General features: G+C 61.9%; 15 protein-coding genes. 6 read left to right on the forward strand and 9 right to left on the reverse strand.

What is annotated here, in order from left to right; genetic code table 11:
• Window position 1 precedes the first annotated feature (1 nt).
• The 4 genes from ACN0SO_RS06500 (at window position 2) to ACN0SO_RS06515 (ending at window position 6541) form a co-directional block, all read left to right on the forward strand.
• Window positions 2–3088, forward strand: a complete 3087-nt coding sequence (locus tag ACN0SO_RS06500; protein WP_417675753.1) for an efflux RND transporter permease subunit — start codon at window positions 2–4, stop codon at window positions 3086–3088.
• Between the two features lie 116 nt (window positions 3089–3204).
• On the forward strand, window positions 3205–3963 hold the full coding sequence (locus tag ACN0SO_RS06505; RefSeq protein ID WP_417675755.1) for a 16S rRNA (uracil(1498)-N(3))-methyltransferase: 759 nt from the start codon (window positions 3205–3207) through the stop codon (window positions 3961–3963).
• 302 nt (window positions 3964–4265) lie between these two features.
• Complete coding sequence (locus ACN0SO_RS06510; protein WP_417675757.1) at window positions 4266–5639, forward strand: glutamate--cysteine ligase; 1374 nt, start codon at window positions 4266–4268, stop codon at window positions 5637–5639.
• Window positions 5640–5749: 110 nt separating this feature from the next.
• Entirely contained in the window at window positions 5750–6541 is a 792-nt protein-coding gene (locus ACN0SO_RS06515) for a hypothetical protein (protein WP_417675759.1), read from the forward strand.
• An 89-nt stretch (window positions 6542–6630) separates the two neighbouring features.
• Here ACN0SO_RS06515 and ACN0SO_RS06520 read toward each other — a convergent pair whose 3' ends face one another.
• A complete protein-coding gene (locus tag ACN0SO_RS06520) occupies window positions 6631–6972 on the reverse strand; it encodes a DUF1127 domain-containing protein (RefSeq protein ID WP_417675761.1) in 342 nt (113 codons plus the stop codon).
• A gap of 359 nt (window positions 6973–7331) precedes the next feature.
• Between ACN0SO_RS06520 and ACN0SO_RS06525 the strand changes: the two genes are divergently transcribed.
• A complete protein-coding gene (locus tag ACN0SO_RS06525) occupies window positions 7332–8213 on the forward strand; it encodes a LysR substrate-binding domain-containing protein (protein ID WP_417675763.1) in 882 nt (293 codons plus the stop codon).
• A gap of 16 nt (window positions 8214–8229) precedes the next feature.
• On the opposite strand, the gene ACN0SO_RS06530 is transcribed toward ACN0SO_RS06525, so the two are convergent.
• Together ACN0SO_RS06530 and ACN0SO_RS06535 are read right to left on the reverse strand one after the other, a co-directional pair.
• On the reverse strand, window positions 8230–9147 hold the full coding sequence (locus tag ACN0SO_RS06530) for a DMT family transporter (protein ID WP_417675765.1): 918 nt from the start codon (window positions 9145–9147) through the stop codon (window positions 8230–8232).
• A gap of 95 nt (window positions 9148–9242) precedes the next feature.
• Complete coding sequence (locus ACN0SO_RS06535; protein WP_417675767.1) at window positions 9243–9884, reverse strand: hypothetical protein; 642 nt, start codon at window positions 9882–9884, stop codon at window positions 9243–9245.
• A gap of 86 nt (window positions 9885–9970) precedes the next feature.
• On the opposite strand from ACN0SO_RS06535, the gene ACN0SO_RS06540 reads away from it, so the two are divergent.
• Window positions 9971–10678: a type 1 glutamine amidotransferase gene (locus ACN0SO_RS06540; protein WP_417675769.1), complete on the forward strand. Its 708-nt coding sequence runs from the start codon at window positions 9971–9973 to the stop codon at window positions 10676–10678.
• A gap of 18 nt (window positions 10679–10696) precedes the next feature.
• Here the strand turns inward: ACN0SO_RS06540 and ACN0SO_RS06545 are convergent, their stop codons facing one another.
• The 6 genes from ACN0SO_RS06545 to ACN0SO_RS06570 all read right to left on the reverse strand — a co-directional run bounded on the left by ACN0SO_RS06545 (window position 10697) and on the right by ACN0SO_RS06570 (window position 16850).
• On the reverse strand, window positions 10697–11833 hold the full coding sequence (locus ACN0SO_RS06545; protein WP_417675771.1) for an alpha-hydroxy acid oxidase: 1137 nt from the start codon (window positions 11831–11833) through the stop codon (window positions 10697–10699).
• Between the two features lie 26 nt (window positions 11834–11859).
• Window positions 11860–12657: an FCD domain-containing protein gene (locus ACN0SO_RS06550; protein WP_417675773.1), complete on the reverse strand. Its 798-nt coding sequence runs from the start codon at window positions 12655–12657 to the stop codon at window positions 11860–11862.
• A gap of 105 nt (window positions 12658–12762) precedes the next feature.
• A complete protein-coding gene (locus tag ACN0SO_RS06555) occupies window positions 12763–13725 on the reverse strand; it encodes a 2-hydroxyacid dehydrogenase (RefSeq protein WP_417675775.1) in 963 nt (320 codons plus the stop codon).
• Window positions 13718–13936 (reverse strand): hypothetical protein, encoded by a 219-nt coding sequence (locus ACN0SO_RS06560; RefSeq protein WP_417675777.1) that lies wholly within the window; start codon window positions 13934–13936, stop codon window positions 13718–13720. Before ACN0SO_RS06560 ends, ACN0SO_RS06555 begins: the two co-directional genes overlap by 8 nt.
• A 20-nt stretch (window positions 13937–13956) precedes the next feature.
• Window positions 13957–15306: an amidase gene (locus ACN0SO_RS06565; RefSeq protein WP_417675779.1), complete on the reverse strand. Its 1350-nt coding sequence runs from the start codon at window positions 15304–15306 to the stop codon at window positions 13957–13959.
• On the reverse strand, window positions 15303–16850 hold the full coding sequence (locus ACN0SO_RS06570; RefSeq protein WP_417675781.1) for a TRAP transporter large permease: 1548 nt from the start codon (window positions 16848–16850) through the stop codon (window positions 15303–15305). The genes ACN0SO_RS06565 and ACN0SO_RS06570 overlap by 4 nt, the downstream gene beginning before the upstream one ends.
• Window positions 16851–16859 lie beyond the last annotated feature (9 nt).

A 16859-nucleotide genomic window follows, 5' to 3' on the forward strand; every position in this document is an offset into this window, starting at 1 on the left:
TGTGAATTTCTCGGAGATTTTCATCCGCAGACCGGTTCTGTCCACGGTCGTCAGCCTGATGATCCTGCTGCTTGGCGCGCAGGGCATCATGAACATGAATGTCCGCCAGTATCCCAAGATCGAGGAAACGGTGATCACCATCACCACCGTGTTCGTCGGCGCTGGCCCCGATCTCGTTCAGGGTTTCATCACGACGCCCATCGCCAAGGCGGTCGGGTCGGCCGAAGGCGTCGACTATGTCAGCTCGAGCAGTGCGCTCGGCCTGTCGACGGTGTCCGTGCACATGCGGCTCAACACCGATCCGGACAAGGCCCTGACCGAAGTCATCTCCAAGGTTCAGGAAGTCCGGGGGCAACTGCCGGACGAGGCCAAGGACCCGGTCATCAAGAAAGGCACCGGGCGGTCCTTTGCGATCATGTATCTCTCGGTTCTTTCCGACGGCATGTCGCCGCAACAGATCACCGAGTTCGTCTCGCGCGTCATCCAGCCGCAGCTTTCGGTCGTCGACGGCGTGGCCGACGCCCAGATCCTGGGCGAACAGACCTTCGCCATGCGCATCTGGATCGATCCGATCAAGCTGGCCTCGCGCGGTGTGACGGCGGCCGAGGTGCTTACAGCGGTCCAGGGCGCGAACTTCCTGTCCGCGCCGGGCAAGACGGAAGGCGAGTATGTCGCCTACCAGATCGCCGCGAAAACGACGCTCCAGACCCCGGAGGCCTTCGGGGCACTGCCGGTCAGCGGCGAGGGAACGGAGGTCGTCCGTCTCAGGGACGTGGCGGATGTCACGCTCGGCAGCGAGAGCACGGATGTCCGTGTGTCCTTCAACGGCCGGCAGGGCGTGTTCCTCGGCATCATGCCGACGCCGTCCGCCAACCCGCTCGACACCGCCGCCGGCGTCCGGGCGGAGCTGCCGCGGCTTCAGGCAAACATGCCCAAGGGCACGTCGATCCAGGTGGTCTACGATTCCACCAAGTTCATTTCCGCCTCCATCGAGGAAGTCTTCAAGACCATCGCCGAAGCGGTCGTGATCGTCATTCTGGTGATCCTGCTGTTCCTGGGCTCCTTCCGGGCGGTCTTGGTGCCGATCGTGACCATTCCCTTGTCTCTGATCGGGGTCTGTTTCTTCCTCTGGGCGCTCGATTATTCGCTCAATACGCTGACGCTGCTGGCGATGGTGCTCGCGATCGGTCTCGTGGTGGACGACGCCATCGTGGTGGTGGAGAACATCCACCGGCATCTGGAGGACGGTTTAAAACCGCTCGAAGCGGCGATCGTCGGCATGCGCGAGATTTTCGGGCCGGTGGTGGCGATGACCATCACGCTCGGCGCTGTCTATGCGCCGATCGGCTTCACACAAGGCCTGACCGGAGCGCTGTTCCGGGAATTCGCCTTCACGCTGGCCGGCGCCGTGTTCATCTCCGGTTTCGTCGCCGTCACCCTGTCGCCGATGATGTCGGCCCGCCTCCTGTCGGCCCACGGCAGCCGGTTCCAGACCTTCATCGACAAGGTGTTCACGAAACTCACCAACTGGTACGGCCGGCGTCTGAACTTCTCGCTCGACTACAAGCCGGTGACGCTTCTGATCGTGGTGTCGCTGCTGGCGACGTCCGCGTTCCTGTTCCTGAAGACGTCGAGTGAACTGGCACCGGATGAGGACCAGGGCGCGCTGTTTGCCATGGTGACCGCGCCGCAATACGCCACGTCCGATTACACCCAGCTCTATACCAACCAGTTCTACGAAATGACGGACGATGTTCCGGGTGTCGAGGCACGGTTCCAGATCGTCGGAACGGGGGCGACCAATTCCGCCTTTGCCATCTGGGCGTTGAAGCCGTGGGGGGAGCGGGCGCAGTCGCAGGAAGAGATCAAGGGGATGATCCAGGGGCGGATATCGAAGTCCGCCGGTGTCCAGGCCTTCGTCTTCGCGCCGCCGTCCCTGCCCGGATCCGGCGGCGGCCTGCCGATCCAGCTCGTCCTGCAGACGACCGGATCGGCCGAACAGGTCTACGAGATTGCCGAAGAGGTCAAGAACAAGGCGATGGCTTCGGGCAAGTTCATCGTGGTTCAGAACTCCATGTCCTTCGAAAAGCCGCAGGCCACGATCCTGATCGATCGCGAGCGCGCGGCCGCCCTCGGCGTTCCTGTTTCCACCATCGGCGGCACGCTGAACATCCTGGTGGGCAACGCGAGCGTGTCCAAGTTCGACCGGGACGGCCGCTCCTATGACATCATTCCCCAGGTGGCCAAGGAATACCGGATGAACCCCGATCTCCTCGGAGGATTCTATGTCCGCTCGGCGAGCGGGGACATGGTGCCGCTGTCAGCCGTGGTGAAGGTTTCGATCGGGGCGACGGCCGTTTCCATCGAGCAGTTCAACCAGCTGAACTCGGCGACGATTTCGGCGCTGCCGCTGCCGACGGTCACCACCGGCGACGGCCTTGCCGAACTGCAGCAGATTACGAACGAGACGATCCCGTCCGGGTTCTTTGTCGATTATGCCGGTCAGTCGCGGCTCGAGGTGCAGCAGGGCAATACGATCCTGATCGCCTTTGCCCTGGCGGTCATCGTGATCTACCTGGTTCTGGCGGCCCAGTTCGAAAGCTTCCGCGATCCGTTCATCATCATGATGACCGTGCCGCTGTCGATCTTCGGCGCCCTTGTGCCGCTGAACCTCGGGCTCGGCACGCTGAACATCTACACCCAGGTCGGGCTGATCACCCTCGTGGGGCTGATCACCAAGCACGGCATCCTGATGGTCGAGTTCGCCAATGCGCAGCGCGAACAGCACGGCATGTCGAAGCGCGAGGCGATCGTCGAGGCGGCCCGGGAACGGCTGCGGCCGATCCTGATGACGACGGGTGCCATGGTGCTCGGCGTCCTGCCGCTGGTCATCGCCGAAGGGGCAGGGGCCGCCGCTCGCTACTCCATCGGCCTGGTGATCTTCACCGGCATGTCCGTCGGGACGATGTTCACCCTGTTCGTGGTGCCGATGTTCTACATGTATGTCGGCCACGCCGATAAGGCGCCCTCAGAGGCCGAAGACGAAGCCGAACCGGCGGAACCGCCCGCCACCGGTCAGCACGCCTGATTTCGAACGCCGGCCCCCGCCTGACATTGAACGCTGGGGCCGGCGTTCCGGTTTCCCGGGGGACGCAGCCCGCACGGCCATTGAAATCGGCTCCGGTCACGCCTTACCTTGGGGACATGTCCAGATATGACTTCAAAATGCAGCGCCTGTTCGTTCGTCCGCTTCTCGCTCCGGGCGGCTCGATAGAAGCCGACCGCAGTCAGGCGAACTATCTTCTCAATGTCCTGCGCCTCAAGGACACAGACCGGATTCTTGTCTTCAATGGCAAGGATGGTGAGTGGCTTGCGGAAATCGTCGCGACCGGGCGCAAGGCCTGCCTGCTGAAGCTGGTGGAGCAGGTGCGCGAGCAGACGACCGCCATCGACCTGCACTATCTTTTTGCCCCGCTGAAACATGCGCGCCTGGATTACATGGTGCAGAAGGCGGTCGAAATGGGGGCCGGAAGCCTCAGGCCGGTGATGACCCAGTATACCCAGGCGAGCCGGGTCAACCTGGAACGCATGGAAGCCAATATCATCGAGGCGGCCGAGCAATGCGGCGTCATCTCGGTGCCGCAGGTGCTGGAGCCGATGGCCCTCAAGGACCTCGTCGGCACATGGGAGCAGACGCAACCGGGCCGGCGTCTGCTGTTCTGCGACGAAGGCGAGGAAACCAAGAATCCGCTCGGGGCGCTTGCGGATCTGGCGGATCGGGGACCGGCACCTCTTGCCGTTCTGATCGGACCGGAAGGCGGGTTTTCGCCGGAGGAAAGAGAGCTTCTGCGTGCGCAGAGCTTCGTGACGCCGATCCCGCTCGGACCCAGAGTCCTGCGCGCGGACACTGCTGCCGTGGCTGCGCTGGCCATTGTCCAGGCCACCCTGGGCGACTGGAGCTGACACCGGTTCGGGTCTTCGCGAAGAACCGGGAAATCGGCACATTCGGCAAGGGGTTGAACCATCCGGAGAACGATGGGGACCGGCCAGGAGACGTCGGCTTTGAGGCCGCGAACACGCGAAGGCGGTCTTCAGAATTGCGTGAGTTTAATTCCGCGCCATTTGTCTGCCTTGCGTTTCGGACCAATCAGTCCTAAATGCCAGCAGTCGTTCGATATTCACGAGAACGAAATGACTCACTGCGTATGTGCATGGCCCGTCGATTGGCTAATGTATGCATCGACTTGAAATTGAGGACAGTCTGAATGGCTCGCGACACCGTCGATTCGACGCCGATTGAAGGCACTGCTGCGCTTGCCGCGACGCTTGAGGACGGCTGCAAGCCGTCCGACCGGTTCCGGATCGGAACCGAGCACGAAAAATTCGGTTTCCGCCAATCCGATCTGTCCCCGATTCCCTATGACGGACCGCAGGGCGTCGAGGCCGTTCTCACGGGCATGGAAAAGCTGCTCGGCTGGGAACGGATCGAGGATGCGGGCAAGATTATCGGCCTGGCCGATCCGGTCGGCGGCGGCGCTATTTCCATCGAGCCGGGCGGCCAGTTCGAGCTGTCGGGTGCACCCCTCGACAATCTGCATGAAACCTGCCGCGAGACGAACGCGCATCTGGCGCAGGTCCGTCAGGTTGCCGATCCCATGGGCGTCGGCTTCCTGGGAACCGGCATGACGCCGACATGGCGCCGCGAAGACGTTCCGGCCATGCCCAAGTCGCGCTACGAGATCATGACCCGCTACATGCCGAAGGTCGGCAGCCTCGGGCTGGATATGATGTACCGGACCTCGACCATTCAGGTGAATCTCGATTTCTCTTCCGAAGCCGACATGGCGAAGAAGATGCGCGTCGGTCTGGCCCTGCAGCCGATCGCGACCGCGATCTTCGCCAATTCGCCGTTCACCGACGGCAAGCCCAACGGCTTCAAATCCTTCCGCGCGCAGATCTGGACCGATACGGATGCGGACCGGACGGGGGATATACCATTCGCCTTCGAGGACGGTTTCGGTTTCGAGGCTTATGTGGACTGGGCCATCGACGTGCCGATGTATTTCGTCAAGCGCGGAGATGCCTACCACGATGTAACCGGCACAACGTTCCGGGAGTTCATGAACGGCGGGCTCGAGGGCAAGATTCCGGATGCGCGTCCGAACCTCGGGGACTGGAACAATCATCTGTCGACCCTGTTCCCGGATGTGCGCCTGAAGAAATACATCGAGATGCGCGGTGCGGACGGAGGTCCCTGGCGCCGGATCTGCGCATTGCCGGCCTTCTGGGTCGGCCTGCTTTATGACGATGGCATTCTCGATCAGGCCTGGCAGCTTGTGAAGGACTGGACCCAGGAGGAACGCGCCGCCCTGCGCGCGGGCGTTCCCAGGGACGCGCTGCAGACCGCCTTCCGGTCAGGCACGGTTCTGAATATCGCCAAGGAAGCGCTTGCTCTTTCCAGCGAAGGCTTGAAGCGGCGCGCCCGTTTCAGCGACGGCGATCTGGATGAGCGCGTTCATCTGGCGCCGATCGAGGAAGGTTTGGCGGCGGGCATGTGTCCGGCCGATGTCCTGCTGCAACGCTACAACGGCAGCTGGAATGGCGACCTGACACATATCTTCAAGGAATACGCCTATTAGGGCACCGGCCCGAGCCAGTCGCAATTTTCGTCTGTTGAAAAACCGCGAATTGACCTGAGGCAGCCGAACGCCGATCATGCCGGTAGGCGAAACGTTTCAGGGCTTTGGCGATGGCAGATGATTCCGGCTTCACTTATCCGTTTGATCTGGCTGCTGTCGCCGAAGACATGCGGCAGCGTTTCGGCTGGACGAACCAGGACCTGAGCGATGCCATGTCCCGCCTGATGCCCGCCGCGATGGCTGGCTTTCGGCATTTTGGGCCGCAGTCGCCCTTCCAGGCGCCGGCGGAGCCGGTCAATGTCTTCGATCCGCTGAACCTGTTCGGCAAGACGGGGCAGGACATCTCGAACGAGCAGCTTTCGCCGTTCTTCGGCCCTGAATTCGTGCGCAAGGCGGTTGCCGAACAGATTGCCCAGGCAACCGGACTGCAGCAGAAGGCGGTTCAGGAAATGATGCCTGTCGCCGCAACCCTGGCCATGTCGCAGGTCGTCAGACCCTATCTTCACAGGGAGGCGCAGGAGCTTATGGACGCCTTCGTGCGTGGGTTCGTGCGCGGACGGCCGAAGCCGGTTCCCAAGCCGATGGATTACGTCCAGGGCTATACGGAGGCGGTCAACGCGTTCTGGTCCCAGTTCCTCAAACCTCTGGACCGCACGGAAACGGAAGAGGCTCATCCGGAAGACGAGGAAGAGGTTGAAGCCGAACTCGAAGCGGAAGAGGAGGACGCCATCGCCGGTGACGGCGAAACCGGGGACCAGGCAGAGGCGTCCGAATTCGATGCCATGATGGCCAACTGGATGGCCGCGGGCCGGGACTTTCAGTCGAGCCAGTTCGAGGCTTTCGACAGTTTCTTCAATCGCGCGGCCAGAGACCTGGGCAATACATCCGGCAACACGGATTAGGGTACCGCTCCATAAAAAAGGCCCGCCGGGGGTGGCGGGCCAGTGAGGTGTCAGCACAGGTGCCGACGGGGCTGCAGTAGCAGTTCGGATCAGGCGGCCAGTTTGGGCTTGCGCTCTGATAACTTGATGACAGTGCTCTCCGGGGAGGCGGAACGGGTGCCGAACTCGAGCTGCAACCGGTCCTGGACAATCGGGCGGAAGCGCACGCGCTTCTGGTCCGCCCAGGTGTTCAAAACGGGAGTCGGGTCGATGAACAGCGGTAGCTGTAAGGCGCGACGAACGTCGCCTCGGGTCAGACCGATGTCCTCGAGTTGGCTGTCGGACATCTCATACAATTTGACGACTTCGCGCCGGTTCTTGTAAGCGCGCCATGCACGGGCAATCGCATGGCCGATGGTTGCAGTCAGGCTCTGTCTTGCAAAATGCGTCATGGCAAAATTCTCCTGTTACCGGCAAACGGTGTTTGCAGGTCATTCGGCGCCGCCGGTCCGGCGGTTCGTCTTCTTGGGACAATTGGAAGATGGCGTGTTCGCTTTAATTTATCCAACGAATGTTTTTTATTGGAACAATCACATATCGTTATGAGTTTATAAGATATTGAAATTTAAAGTGTGATTTCCTTGTGGCGCGGATTTTCTCGAGCGGGATCCATACAATTTCCTCAAATCCATCTCGGCTCTGAAGCGTTTCGGCAGGGGCCTGAACACCCCTCTTGGTGCGCAAACGCTATTGATGTATAATGTTCAAACAATCAAAATCCCTTATAAGAATATCTGTCGGCAGGTCTCTCATGAATCATGTGCTGGACATCGATCAGCTGAGAACGTTCCTTGCGATCGCGGAACTCGGAAGCTTCACCAAGGCCGGGGAGGCCGTGCACAAGACCCAGTCGGCCGTGTCCATGCAGATGCGCCGCCTGGAAGAACGCCTTGGCCTTCCGATTTTCGCCAAGGACGGCCGGCAGTCGCGCCTGACGGAAGATGGACAGCGCCTGCTGGAATATGCCCGGCGCATGATAAGCCTCAATGACGAGACCCTGTCCGCATTCGGAAACCGCAAGGAAGTCGGCCAGGTGAAGCTCGGCGTGCCGGACGACTATGCCGATCGTCTGTTGCCCCAGGTTCTTGCGGCCTTCAACAGGCTTAATCCGTCGATCGAGATTCAGGTGGAATGCGCAGGCAGCACGAATCTGGGGACTGCGATCCACGATGGTAAGCTGGATGTAGCCATCGTCACCTCCGATGATCAGTCGGAATCCCGAGGCGAAGTCATCCGTCGCGAGCCGCTGTACTGGGTATCGTCCAGCCAGCATTGCGCTCACACCATGGAAGTGGTCCGGCTGGCGGTGGGACCGTCCACCTGCTCCTGGCGGCGCCTGTCCATGGAAGCGCTGGACCGCGTCAACCGCGCCTATAATGTCGCCTATGTCAGCTCCAGCGCATCGGCGCTGGTCGGTGCCGTCCAGGCGGGGCTGGCCGTTACGATTTTTCCTGAAAGCGCGGTCCGGGACGGCATGCGCATTCTGGAGGAAAAGGATGGCTTCCCGGCCCTTCCGCCGTGCGAGATCAGCCTGCTGCGCTCCGTGTCCGCGCGCCAGCCGATGCACGACACTTTGTGCAATCACATCGTTGCGGCCATCGGCAACGTGGCGAACCAGATCGCAGCGGAATAGGGTCTGGCAGGGGTAGCTATCGTTTCCTCAGCATCATGACGTTGCCGGTCAGCACCAGAAGCAGGCCGGCGAAGCCGCTGCCTGTCCAGTGATAATCTTCGAACACGGTTGAAACCGCGAGAGCGATGACGGGAAAGATGACCGTGGCATAGCCGGCGCGCGCCGAGCCGATGCGCCCGAGCAGTCTCAGATAGGAGGCAAAGGCGATCACCGAGGCGATGACGGCGAGATAGACGAGGCTTCCGAGATAGGTGACGGTCCACTCGACCGTGAAACTATTGCCCCTGACGGCCGCGAAGACCCCGAGGAAGACAGCACCGTAGAACATGCCCCAGGTGGTGGCCGGCGTGACCGTGATGCCTGTCCGCTGGGTCGATGCCGACAGCATGTTTCCCAGGCAGAAGGAAACCGTTCCCAGCGTGCAAAACAGCAGCCCAAGGGCGGCCTGGTAGTCGATGTCCGCACCCATGATCTGCGGCCAGAACATCAGGGCGACCCCGAAAAAGCCGATCAGGCCGGCTGAGAGCGTGGCAAGCCCGGGTTTCTGCCGGAACAGCACGAAGGCGAGGAACAGGTTGAACACGGAGGTCAGTGAAAACACCACCGCAAGCAGACCCGACGGAAGCAACCGGGCTCCGTAGTAAAACAGGGTGAAGTTCGTCGAAAAGATCAGGGCTCCGAGACCTGCGAAACGCAAATGTGCCTTCCATCCGAAACGAAGGTCGTGGCGCCGGTAGAGGCTCCAGCCGAACATCACGGCGGATGCCAGTACGAAGCGCCAGAAGACGGAGACTTCGGGTTCGATAGCGGCGACCTGCCCCTTCATGGCAATCCAGCTGAAGCCCCAGGCAAGGACCGTTGCGCCATAAAGGCCGTAGTCGGTGGCCGACAGAGCCGGCTCCCGGCCGGTGTCGATGGATGTGGAAACGGACATGGAGATCCCGGTCAGATTTGTGTGCCGCAATCTGCGCCTAAAATCGTTTCACGACAAATGATTGTTCGTGATCGAATGATCAGATTAATTGAACATTATCCGAGCGCGGCCTCTGCGCTTGGATGCCAGTGCGGCCGGTAGCCGTTGGCAAGCGCTTCGCAGATGCATTTCGGTGTCAGCACCGTGATCTCTCCCTCGGATGTGTTCGGGGCGGCGGACCTGTAACCGTCGACCGTCCAGGCAATCAGGCGCCGGTCCAGGAGCGCATATGGCGCGTCGCCGATGGCGACAAAGGCGCCGTCAGGAAGGTCGGCAAGGCGGGCCTGGAAATGCCGCTGATGCCGTCCGTCTAGCCGGTCCCCGTGCAAGACCTTGTCCAAAGTGGCGGTGGAAGAGGTGCCTTGCGCCAGCCGGCTCCAGGGGAAAGCCTGGGCGAAGGCTTTGGCGTCGTCTCTGCGGCACTCGAAGCAGGGGCGGTGGCCGGCGGCAAGCGCGGTCGGCTCATCCAGAAAGAACAGCTCCGTGTAGCCGTCGCCCATGATCTCCCGGCTCCGGCCCTTGAAATCGGTGACGCAGCAGATCCAGCGCTGAGATGCCCAGCGGCGGTTCGTCAGGGTCCTGGTTTCCGGGTCATGGATCCTGCCGCCCCGGTTGCCCATGTAAAGGCCGCGCGCCGAAGTGGCGATGATGTCGCCGGTGGGCGTCACCCGGTTTTGCAACGGTGCTTTTGTCGACATCCAGGAGCCCTCCACGAAAGTCTCGTCATATCGGCGGAAGCCTATCATGATAGGCGAAAAGAATCAGTGTCTTGGAGTCGTCCTTCATGTCCGTCCTGGTGATTGAAAACTATCCGGATGCCCCGATGGGCAATGTCGGCCGCGCCCTGGAAAAGGCCGGGATCGGCTTTGATATTGTGCAGGCCCATGCCGGTGAACCGGTTCCGGGAACGTGCGCGGGACGGTCCGGGCTCGTTGTCCTGGGAGGTTCCCAGAATGCGCTCGACGACGAGGGCTACCCTTTCCTGCCGGCTGTCTGCGACCTCATCAGAGACTTTCATGATCGAGACAAACCGGTTCTTGGCATTTGCCTGGGCTCTCAACTGATCGCGCGGGCGTTCGGGGCCGAGAACATTCTCGACCGGCCGATCGAATTCGGCTGGCACGAAGTGCGGGCGGTCGAGAAGGCCGGCGACGATCCGATCGGCCGGATTCTGGCCGGAGGCTCGCCGATCTTCCACTGGCACACGGACACGTTTTCCCTGCCGGAGGGCGCGGTGCACTTGGCCAGCAGCGATGCAACGCCGCATCAGGCGTTTCGACTGGGCCGCGCCACCTATGCGACCCAGTTTCATTTCGAAGTGGCGCTGCCGGAGGCCGAACAATGGTCCGCCCTGTTTTCCGAGCGGATCCGGGAGCATACGCCCGACTGGCCGGAACGCTTCACTCACGATGCAAACCGCCACGCGGCCGCCTCCGACCGGACCGGGCAGGCGATTGCCGAAGCCTGGGTCGCTCTGCTCGACCGGTCATAAGCTTTCGGTTCAGAACCTTCAGAGCACCAGATTGTGCCGGCCCACCTTGGTGATGTCGGTTTCGCCGCAAAGGCCCATGGTCACGTCCAGTTCCTTGCGGATGATCTCCAGCGCCTTGGTCACGCCCGGCCTGCCCATGGCGCCGAGGCCGTAGATGTACGAGCGGCCGATGAAGGTGCTTTTCGCACCCATGGCGACGGCCTTGAAGACGTCCTGGCCGGAGCGGATGCCGCCGTCCATGTAGACCTCGATCTTGTCGCCGACGGCATCGACGATATCCCGCAGCACATCGTAGGAGGCCAGGGCGCCGTCGAGCTGGCGGCCGCCGTGGTTGGAGACGATGATCCCGTCGGCTCCCGTCCCGACCGCGATCTTCGCGTCCTCCACGTCGTTGATGCCCTTCAGGATCAGCTTGCGGTTCCAATGCTTCTTGACCCATTCCACCGACGACCAGTCCAGGGTCGGGTCGAACTGGCTGTTGGTCCATTCCGCCAGCGAGGACATGTCCTCCACGCCCTTGACGTGGCCATGGATGTTACCGAACTGGCGACGCTTGGTCTGCAACATGTTCCAGCACCAGCGCGGCTTAAGGGCGAGGTCGAGCAGAACCGGCAGGGTCGGCTTCGGCGGGGTCGACAGGCCGTTCTTGATGTCCCGGTGACGTTGCCCCAGAACCTGAAGATCAAGCGTGAGCACGAGGGCGGAACAGCCGGCCTCGAGCGCCCGTGTCATCAGCGATTCCGAAAAGCCGCGGTCGCGCATCACATAGAGCTGGAACCAGAACGGCCTGGTCGTGTGTTCCGCCACATCCTCGATGGAGCAGACGCTCATGGTGGTCAGCGTGAACGGCACGCCGAATTGCTCGGCCGCCTGGGCGGCCAGAATTTCCCCGTCCGCGTGCTGCATGCCGGTGAGGCCGACCGGGGCGAGCGCCACCGGCATGGAGACGTCCTCGCCGATCATGGTCGTCTTGAGGCTGCGGTTATCGATGTTGACCGCGACCCGCTGGCGCAGCTTCTGACGCTGAAACGCGGCTTCGTTGTCATGATAGGTGCTCTGGGTCCACGAGCCGGTGTCCGCATATTCGTAGAACATCTTCGGGACACGGCGTCTGGCAAGGGCTTGCAGATCGGAAATGCAGGTAATGGCGGACATGGGTTTTCCTCGATTGGTCTGTATTTTTAACCTTTGGCAGCGGTAGAGCGACCGCTGCGCGGAACATGGCTGCGCTGTTTCAGCCGGAGATCGGACACCTCCTGCCAGCCTTCGGCGCGTTCCGCCTCCTTCAAGGCGGCGGCAACGAAATCGATATGGTCGTGTGACGCCTGTCGCGCCCCGTCCGGGTCGCCGGCCAGGATGCGGTCGACGATCCGCTTGTGCTGCTCCAGAACGGCGCGGCGGGCGGTCGGATGGTGATAGAGCCGCTGGCGGTTGTAGAAGACGCCGTTTTCCAGGAGCCGATAGCAGGAACGCAGGGCGTGCAGCAGGATGATGTTGTGGGCCGCTTCGCCGACGGCGTGATGCAGGTCAACATCCAGTTCCACTTCCCTGGCCGCGTCGCCGCTCTCGTAAGCCGCGTCCATCTGGGCGAGAACGTCGGTGAGGATCTTGCGGTCCGAGGCCGTGGCCCTCTCGGCGGCATGGGCGGCTGCGGTGCCCTCCATGTCGTGCCGGAACTCCAGGTAGTCGGCGATGGCCGTCGGATGGCGCTCGATCAGAGCGATGATCGGTTCGGAGAAGATCGGCCCGATGACATCGGCGACGAAAGTTCCGCCACCCTGCCGGCTGGTCAGAAGGCCGCGCTCTTCCAGAAGTTTCAAGGCCTCGCGCAGCACCGGGCGGGAGACATCGATCTCACTCGCCAGTTCCCGTTCCGGCGGTAGCCGGTCGCCCGGCCGGAGCACACCGTTGAGGATCAGTTCCTCGATCTGCTGCACGACGGCGTCGGCGGTCCTTATGGGTGGCGCCTTTCGGAACATGGCTGCTGTCCGTTGTTGATCTGCGTACCGGGCACGCAAAATCGCACCCGCCGGATCTTAATGACCCAACGAAGATGATTGGTCAATTAAATTGTCCAATTTCTTTTAAAGAAGATCCTTCGGCGTCCTGCCGGCAAAGAAGGCGTCGAGATTGTCCAGTGCGCGGAAGCCCATGGCGTCGCGGGTCCGCACGGTCGCGCTGCCGATATGGGGCAGCATGAACACGGTCTCGAAGTCTGCGAACGCCGGGTTGCCGCCGGGTTCCTTTACAAAACAATCCAGGCCAGCCGCAGCCACCTGTCCGGACCTGAGCGCCGTAATCAGGGCCGCCTCATCCACCAGCGCGCCACGGGCGGTGTTTACGATCACGCAGCCCGCGGGAAGCAGCTTCAAGCTATCCGCGTTCAGGAGGTTCTTCGTTTCAGGGGTTGCCGGGCAGTGGAGCGACAGGAAATCGCCGTTGGGCAACAGGCTTTCCAGCGAGCTGTGGTAGGTCGCGCCGAATTCCCGGTCCTCGGCAAGGCGCTGCCTGTTGTAGTAATGGATCTCCATGTCGAAACCGCGCGCCTTTTTGGCGAAGGCCTGGCCGACACGGCCCATGCCGACGATGGCGAGCCGCGCGCCGCTGACCTGCTTGCCGACCATGAAGGACGGGCTCCAGAAGTCCCACGCACCGCTTCTGACGATCCGGTCGCCCTCGACCGCCCGCCGGGCCGCACCGAGCATCAGCAGCATGGCGATTTCGGCGGTCGCATCCGACAGGACGTCCGGCGTGTTGGTCACGGCGATGCCGCGCGCCTTGAGAGCGGCCAGATCGCAATGGTCTACGCCGACCGAATGATTGGCGAGGATCTTCAGGCGCGGGTCGAGCCGGCTGACCACATCGGCTGAAAAGATCTCCGAGTGGCACGGCATCATCGCGTCGACACGTGCGCTCATGGCGACGATCTCGTCAGCAGTGCTGACGTCGTCCGCCTCGTTGAGGATCACCTCGTAGCTTTCCCGGGCCCGCGCGATGGTCGCGTCGGACACCCGCCGCGGCAGCCACAGGACCGGTTTGTCAGCCATTTTTGCCGTTCCCGTCCTTGCCCAGAACGCATTCCTGAACATAGTCGGTGACGGCGAGGGACAGAACGAAGATCACTATGATCCAGCAGGGCAGGCCGCCCCAGAAACCGGCAAAACCGGTGGAGATGCTGTAGGCCAGGCCGATCACGAAGACAGAGACCAGGGCGGTTCCGATCAGTCCCAGGAGGATCTTGCTGTTTCGTCCTAACATGAGGAACTCCTTGTCTCGTCTCAGGCGGCATTCAATGCTGTCAAAAGCCAGCGGGCGGTGCGCATCAGCCGGTCGTCCTGCTCGACCGCACCAATAAGCTGGACCCCGATCGGCAGTCCGTTCTCGCCGACCAGCAGGGGCATGGAAACGGCAGGCAATCCGCCCAGCGTCCAGAGTGTGCAGAAGATCGGGTCCCCGGTACTCGGCCCCATCTTCGGAGCTTCTCCCGCCGCACTCGGGCTGAGGATCGCATCGTAGTCCTTGAAGAAGGCGGTGAAGAAGCCGTCGGCCGTTTCGGCAACCGAAAGCGCATCCTCATAGGCCGCGGTCGTTATTGCCCGGCCCCGTTCAATCACCGGCTTCAGCGTCGCGCTGATCCGATCCCAATGATTATCGAAGGTGTCCTGCAGAAGCTGGCAGATCTCGTATTCATGGATGATCCGCTGCACCTCGACCAGGTCGGCAAACGCGGGCGGTGCCGGTATCCGTTCCACCCGAGCGCCGAGAGCCGTAACGAGTTCCGTAAACCCGGCACGGCTGTCCGCGCTCAGTCGGTCGGCGAAGGGAAGGTCGATAAAGGCCAGGGACGGTTCCACCGGCGGTTCCGACAGAAAGCCTGCCAGCATGGCGGGCCTTGGACGCGGATAGCACTTGTCGTCGGTCTGGTCGTAGCCTTTGAGGGTATCGGTCAGAAGGGCGCTGTCCTCCAGGGTGCGGGCAAAGACGCCGATCTGGTCGAGCGTATTTGATGTCGCCAGAACGCCCCGGCGGGAAATAACCCCGCGCGTTGGCTTGAAGCCGTAGGTCCCGCAAAAGGAGGCCGGACGGATGACCGAACCGTTGGTCTGGGTGCCGAGCGCCAGTGGCACCTGATGGGCGGCAACGGCTGCCGCCGACCCGCTCGAGGAGCCGCCGGGTATATGGCCCGGGTCGTGCGGATTGGTGGTATCGGTCGGATGAACGAAGGCCAGCTCCGTCGTCTTGGTCTTGCCCAGGATCACGGCCCCGGCGTCACGCAGGCGTTCCACCACGGCCGCATCCCGGTCGGGGCAGCGTCCTGTGAACACCGCAGACCCGCGTTCGGTCGGATAATCCTTCGTGTCGATGATGTCCTTCAGGCCGACCGGCACACCATGCAGGGCGCCGAGGGGGCGGCCTGATTTCCGGACCGCATCCATTTCGGCGGCCTCCGCCAGCGCCTTGTCCCGGTCCAGATGGGCCCAGGCTTTCAACTGCCCGTCGGTTTCCTCGATGCGTCGGAGACAGGCGGAAACAAGATCGGTCGAGGTCAGAAGGCCGGCCCGGATTTTCCGGACCGCCTCGCTGGCGCTGAGTTTGAGGATGTCGTTGTCAGGCAGTGTCAGGTTCATGGAATATACGGTCCGAACAGGTAATCAGGCAGCCACAGGGCAATCGCGGGGAATTCGTGCAGCATCACCATGCTGAAAATCACGATCGCCAGATACGGCAGGATGCCCTTGAAGATGTCAATCAGCTCGATCTCTTTCTTCAACACACCTTTCAGATAGTAGGCCGACATGGCCATGGGCGGGGTCAGGAACGAGGTTTGCAGGTTCAGCGCCACCAGCATCGCGAAGAAATACGGGTTGACGTGGAACGTATCGAGCATGGGCAGGAAGATCGGCACGAAGATGATCAGGATTTCCGACCATTCCAGCGGCCAGCCGAGGAAGAAGATGATCAGCTGAACCAGGATCAGGAACTGCCACGGCTCGAGCTGCATGTGCAGGAACCATTGCTCGATGATGTCGTGGCCGCCGAGATAGGAGAACACCGACGCGAAGGTCCAGGAGCCGACGAACAGCCAGCAAACCATGGCGGTCGCCTTGGCGGTCAGGAACACGCTTTCCGTCAATCGGACCCAAACCGCCTTGTGGGCGTGGCGGAGGCACGAGAGCCAGAGGCCGGCGAGCGCACCCAGAACAGGAATTGTGATCATCTGCCACAACTTCGGCTCCTTGGCGGACAGGATGAAAACCGCGAAGGACACCACGGCGAACCCGGCCGGAACCGGGTCTTTCAGTGTGACGCACCTCCTCAGGATGTCTTCCGTCGGCCCGAGATAGAGAGACGCCAGGAACAGACCTCCAAGCGCTCCCATCGCGGCCGCTTCCGCCGGCGTTGCCAGTCCGCCCAAAATAGAGCCGAGGACGAGCATGATCAGCACGGTCAGCGGCACGAAGGAAACCAGCAGATCCGTGTAGATCTTCGCCACCGGCGGCACGTCCTCCTGCTGTGGCTTGGGCGCGATTCCGGGACTGACGAGAACCCGGGCAATCACATAGAGGATATAGAGACCCGCGAGCATCAGCCCGGGGAAGACCGCTGCCGCGTAAAGGCGGAGCGGGGACAGTTCGGCGATCGCCGCATAGACGATCAGCATGATGGATGGCGGAATCAGGATGCCGAGCGTGCCGCCGGCACAGATCACGCCGGAGGCGAATTGCTTGTTGTAATTGGCATTGGCCATGGCGGGGAAGGCCAGAAGTCCCATCAGCGTCACGACGGCGCCGACGATCCCGGATGCGGTTGAAAAAACCGCGCAGGTGATCAGGGCGGCAATCGCCATGGAGCCGGGCAGGTTGCGCGCGGCCATCTGCAGCGAGAAGAACAGGCGGTTGACGATATTTGCCCGTTCGACCACGTAACCCATGAACAGGAACAACGGGATGGCGACCAGTGTGTCGTTTTCCATCACCGAATAGGTATTCTGGTTCAGCAGATAGAAGATGTTGTTAGTGAACAGGTCTGCGAAGGTTTCCGCACCGGAGTAATAGGCGTAGTAGCCGAAGGCGACGCCCATGGCGAGAAGGGTAAAGGCGATCGGAAAGCCGAGCAGCACCAGCAGGATAAACAGGCACAGCATCAGGATCGCGACTTCGGGATTCGTCATCTCAGGACA

Source organism: Roseibium sp., from assembly GCF_048260565.1.
Taxonomy (GTDB): Bacteria; Pseudomonadota; Alphaproteobacteria; order Rhizobiales; family Stappiaceae; genus Roseibium.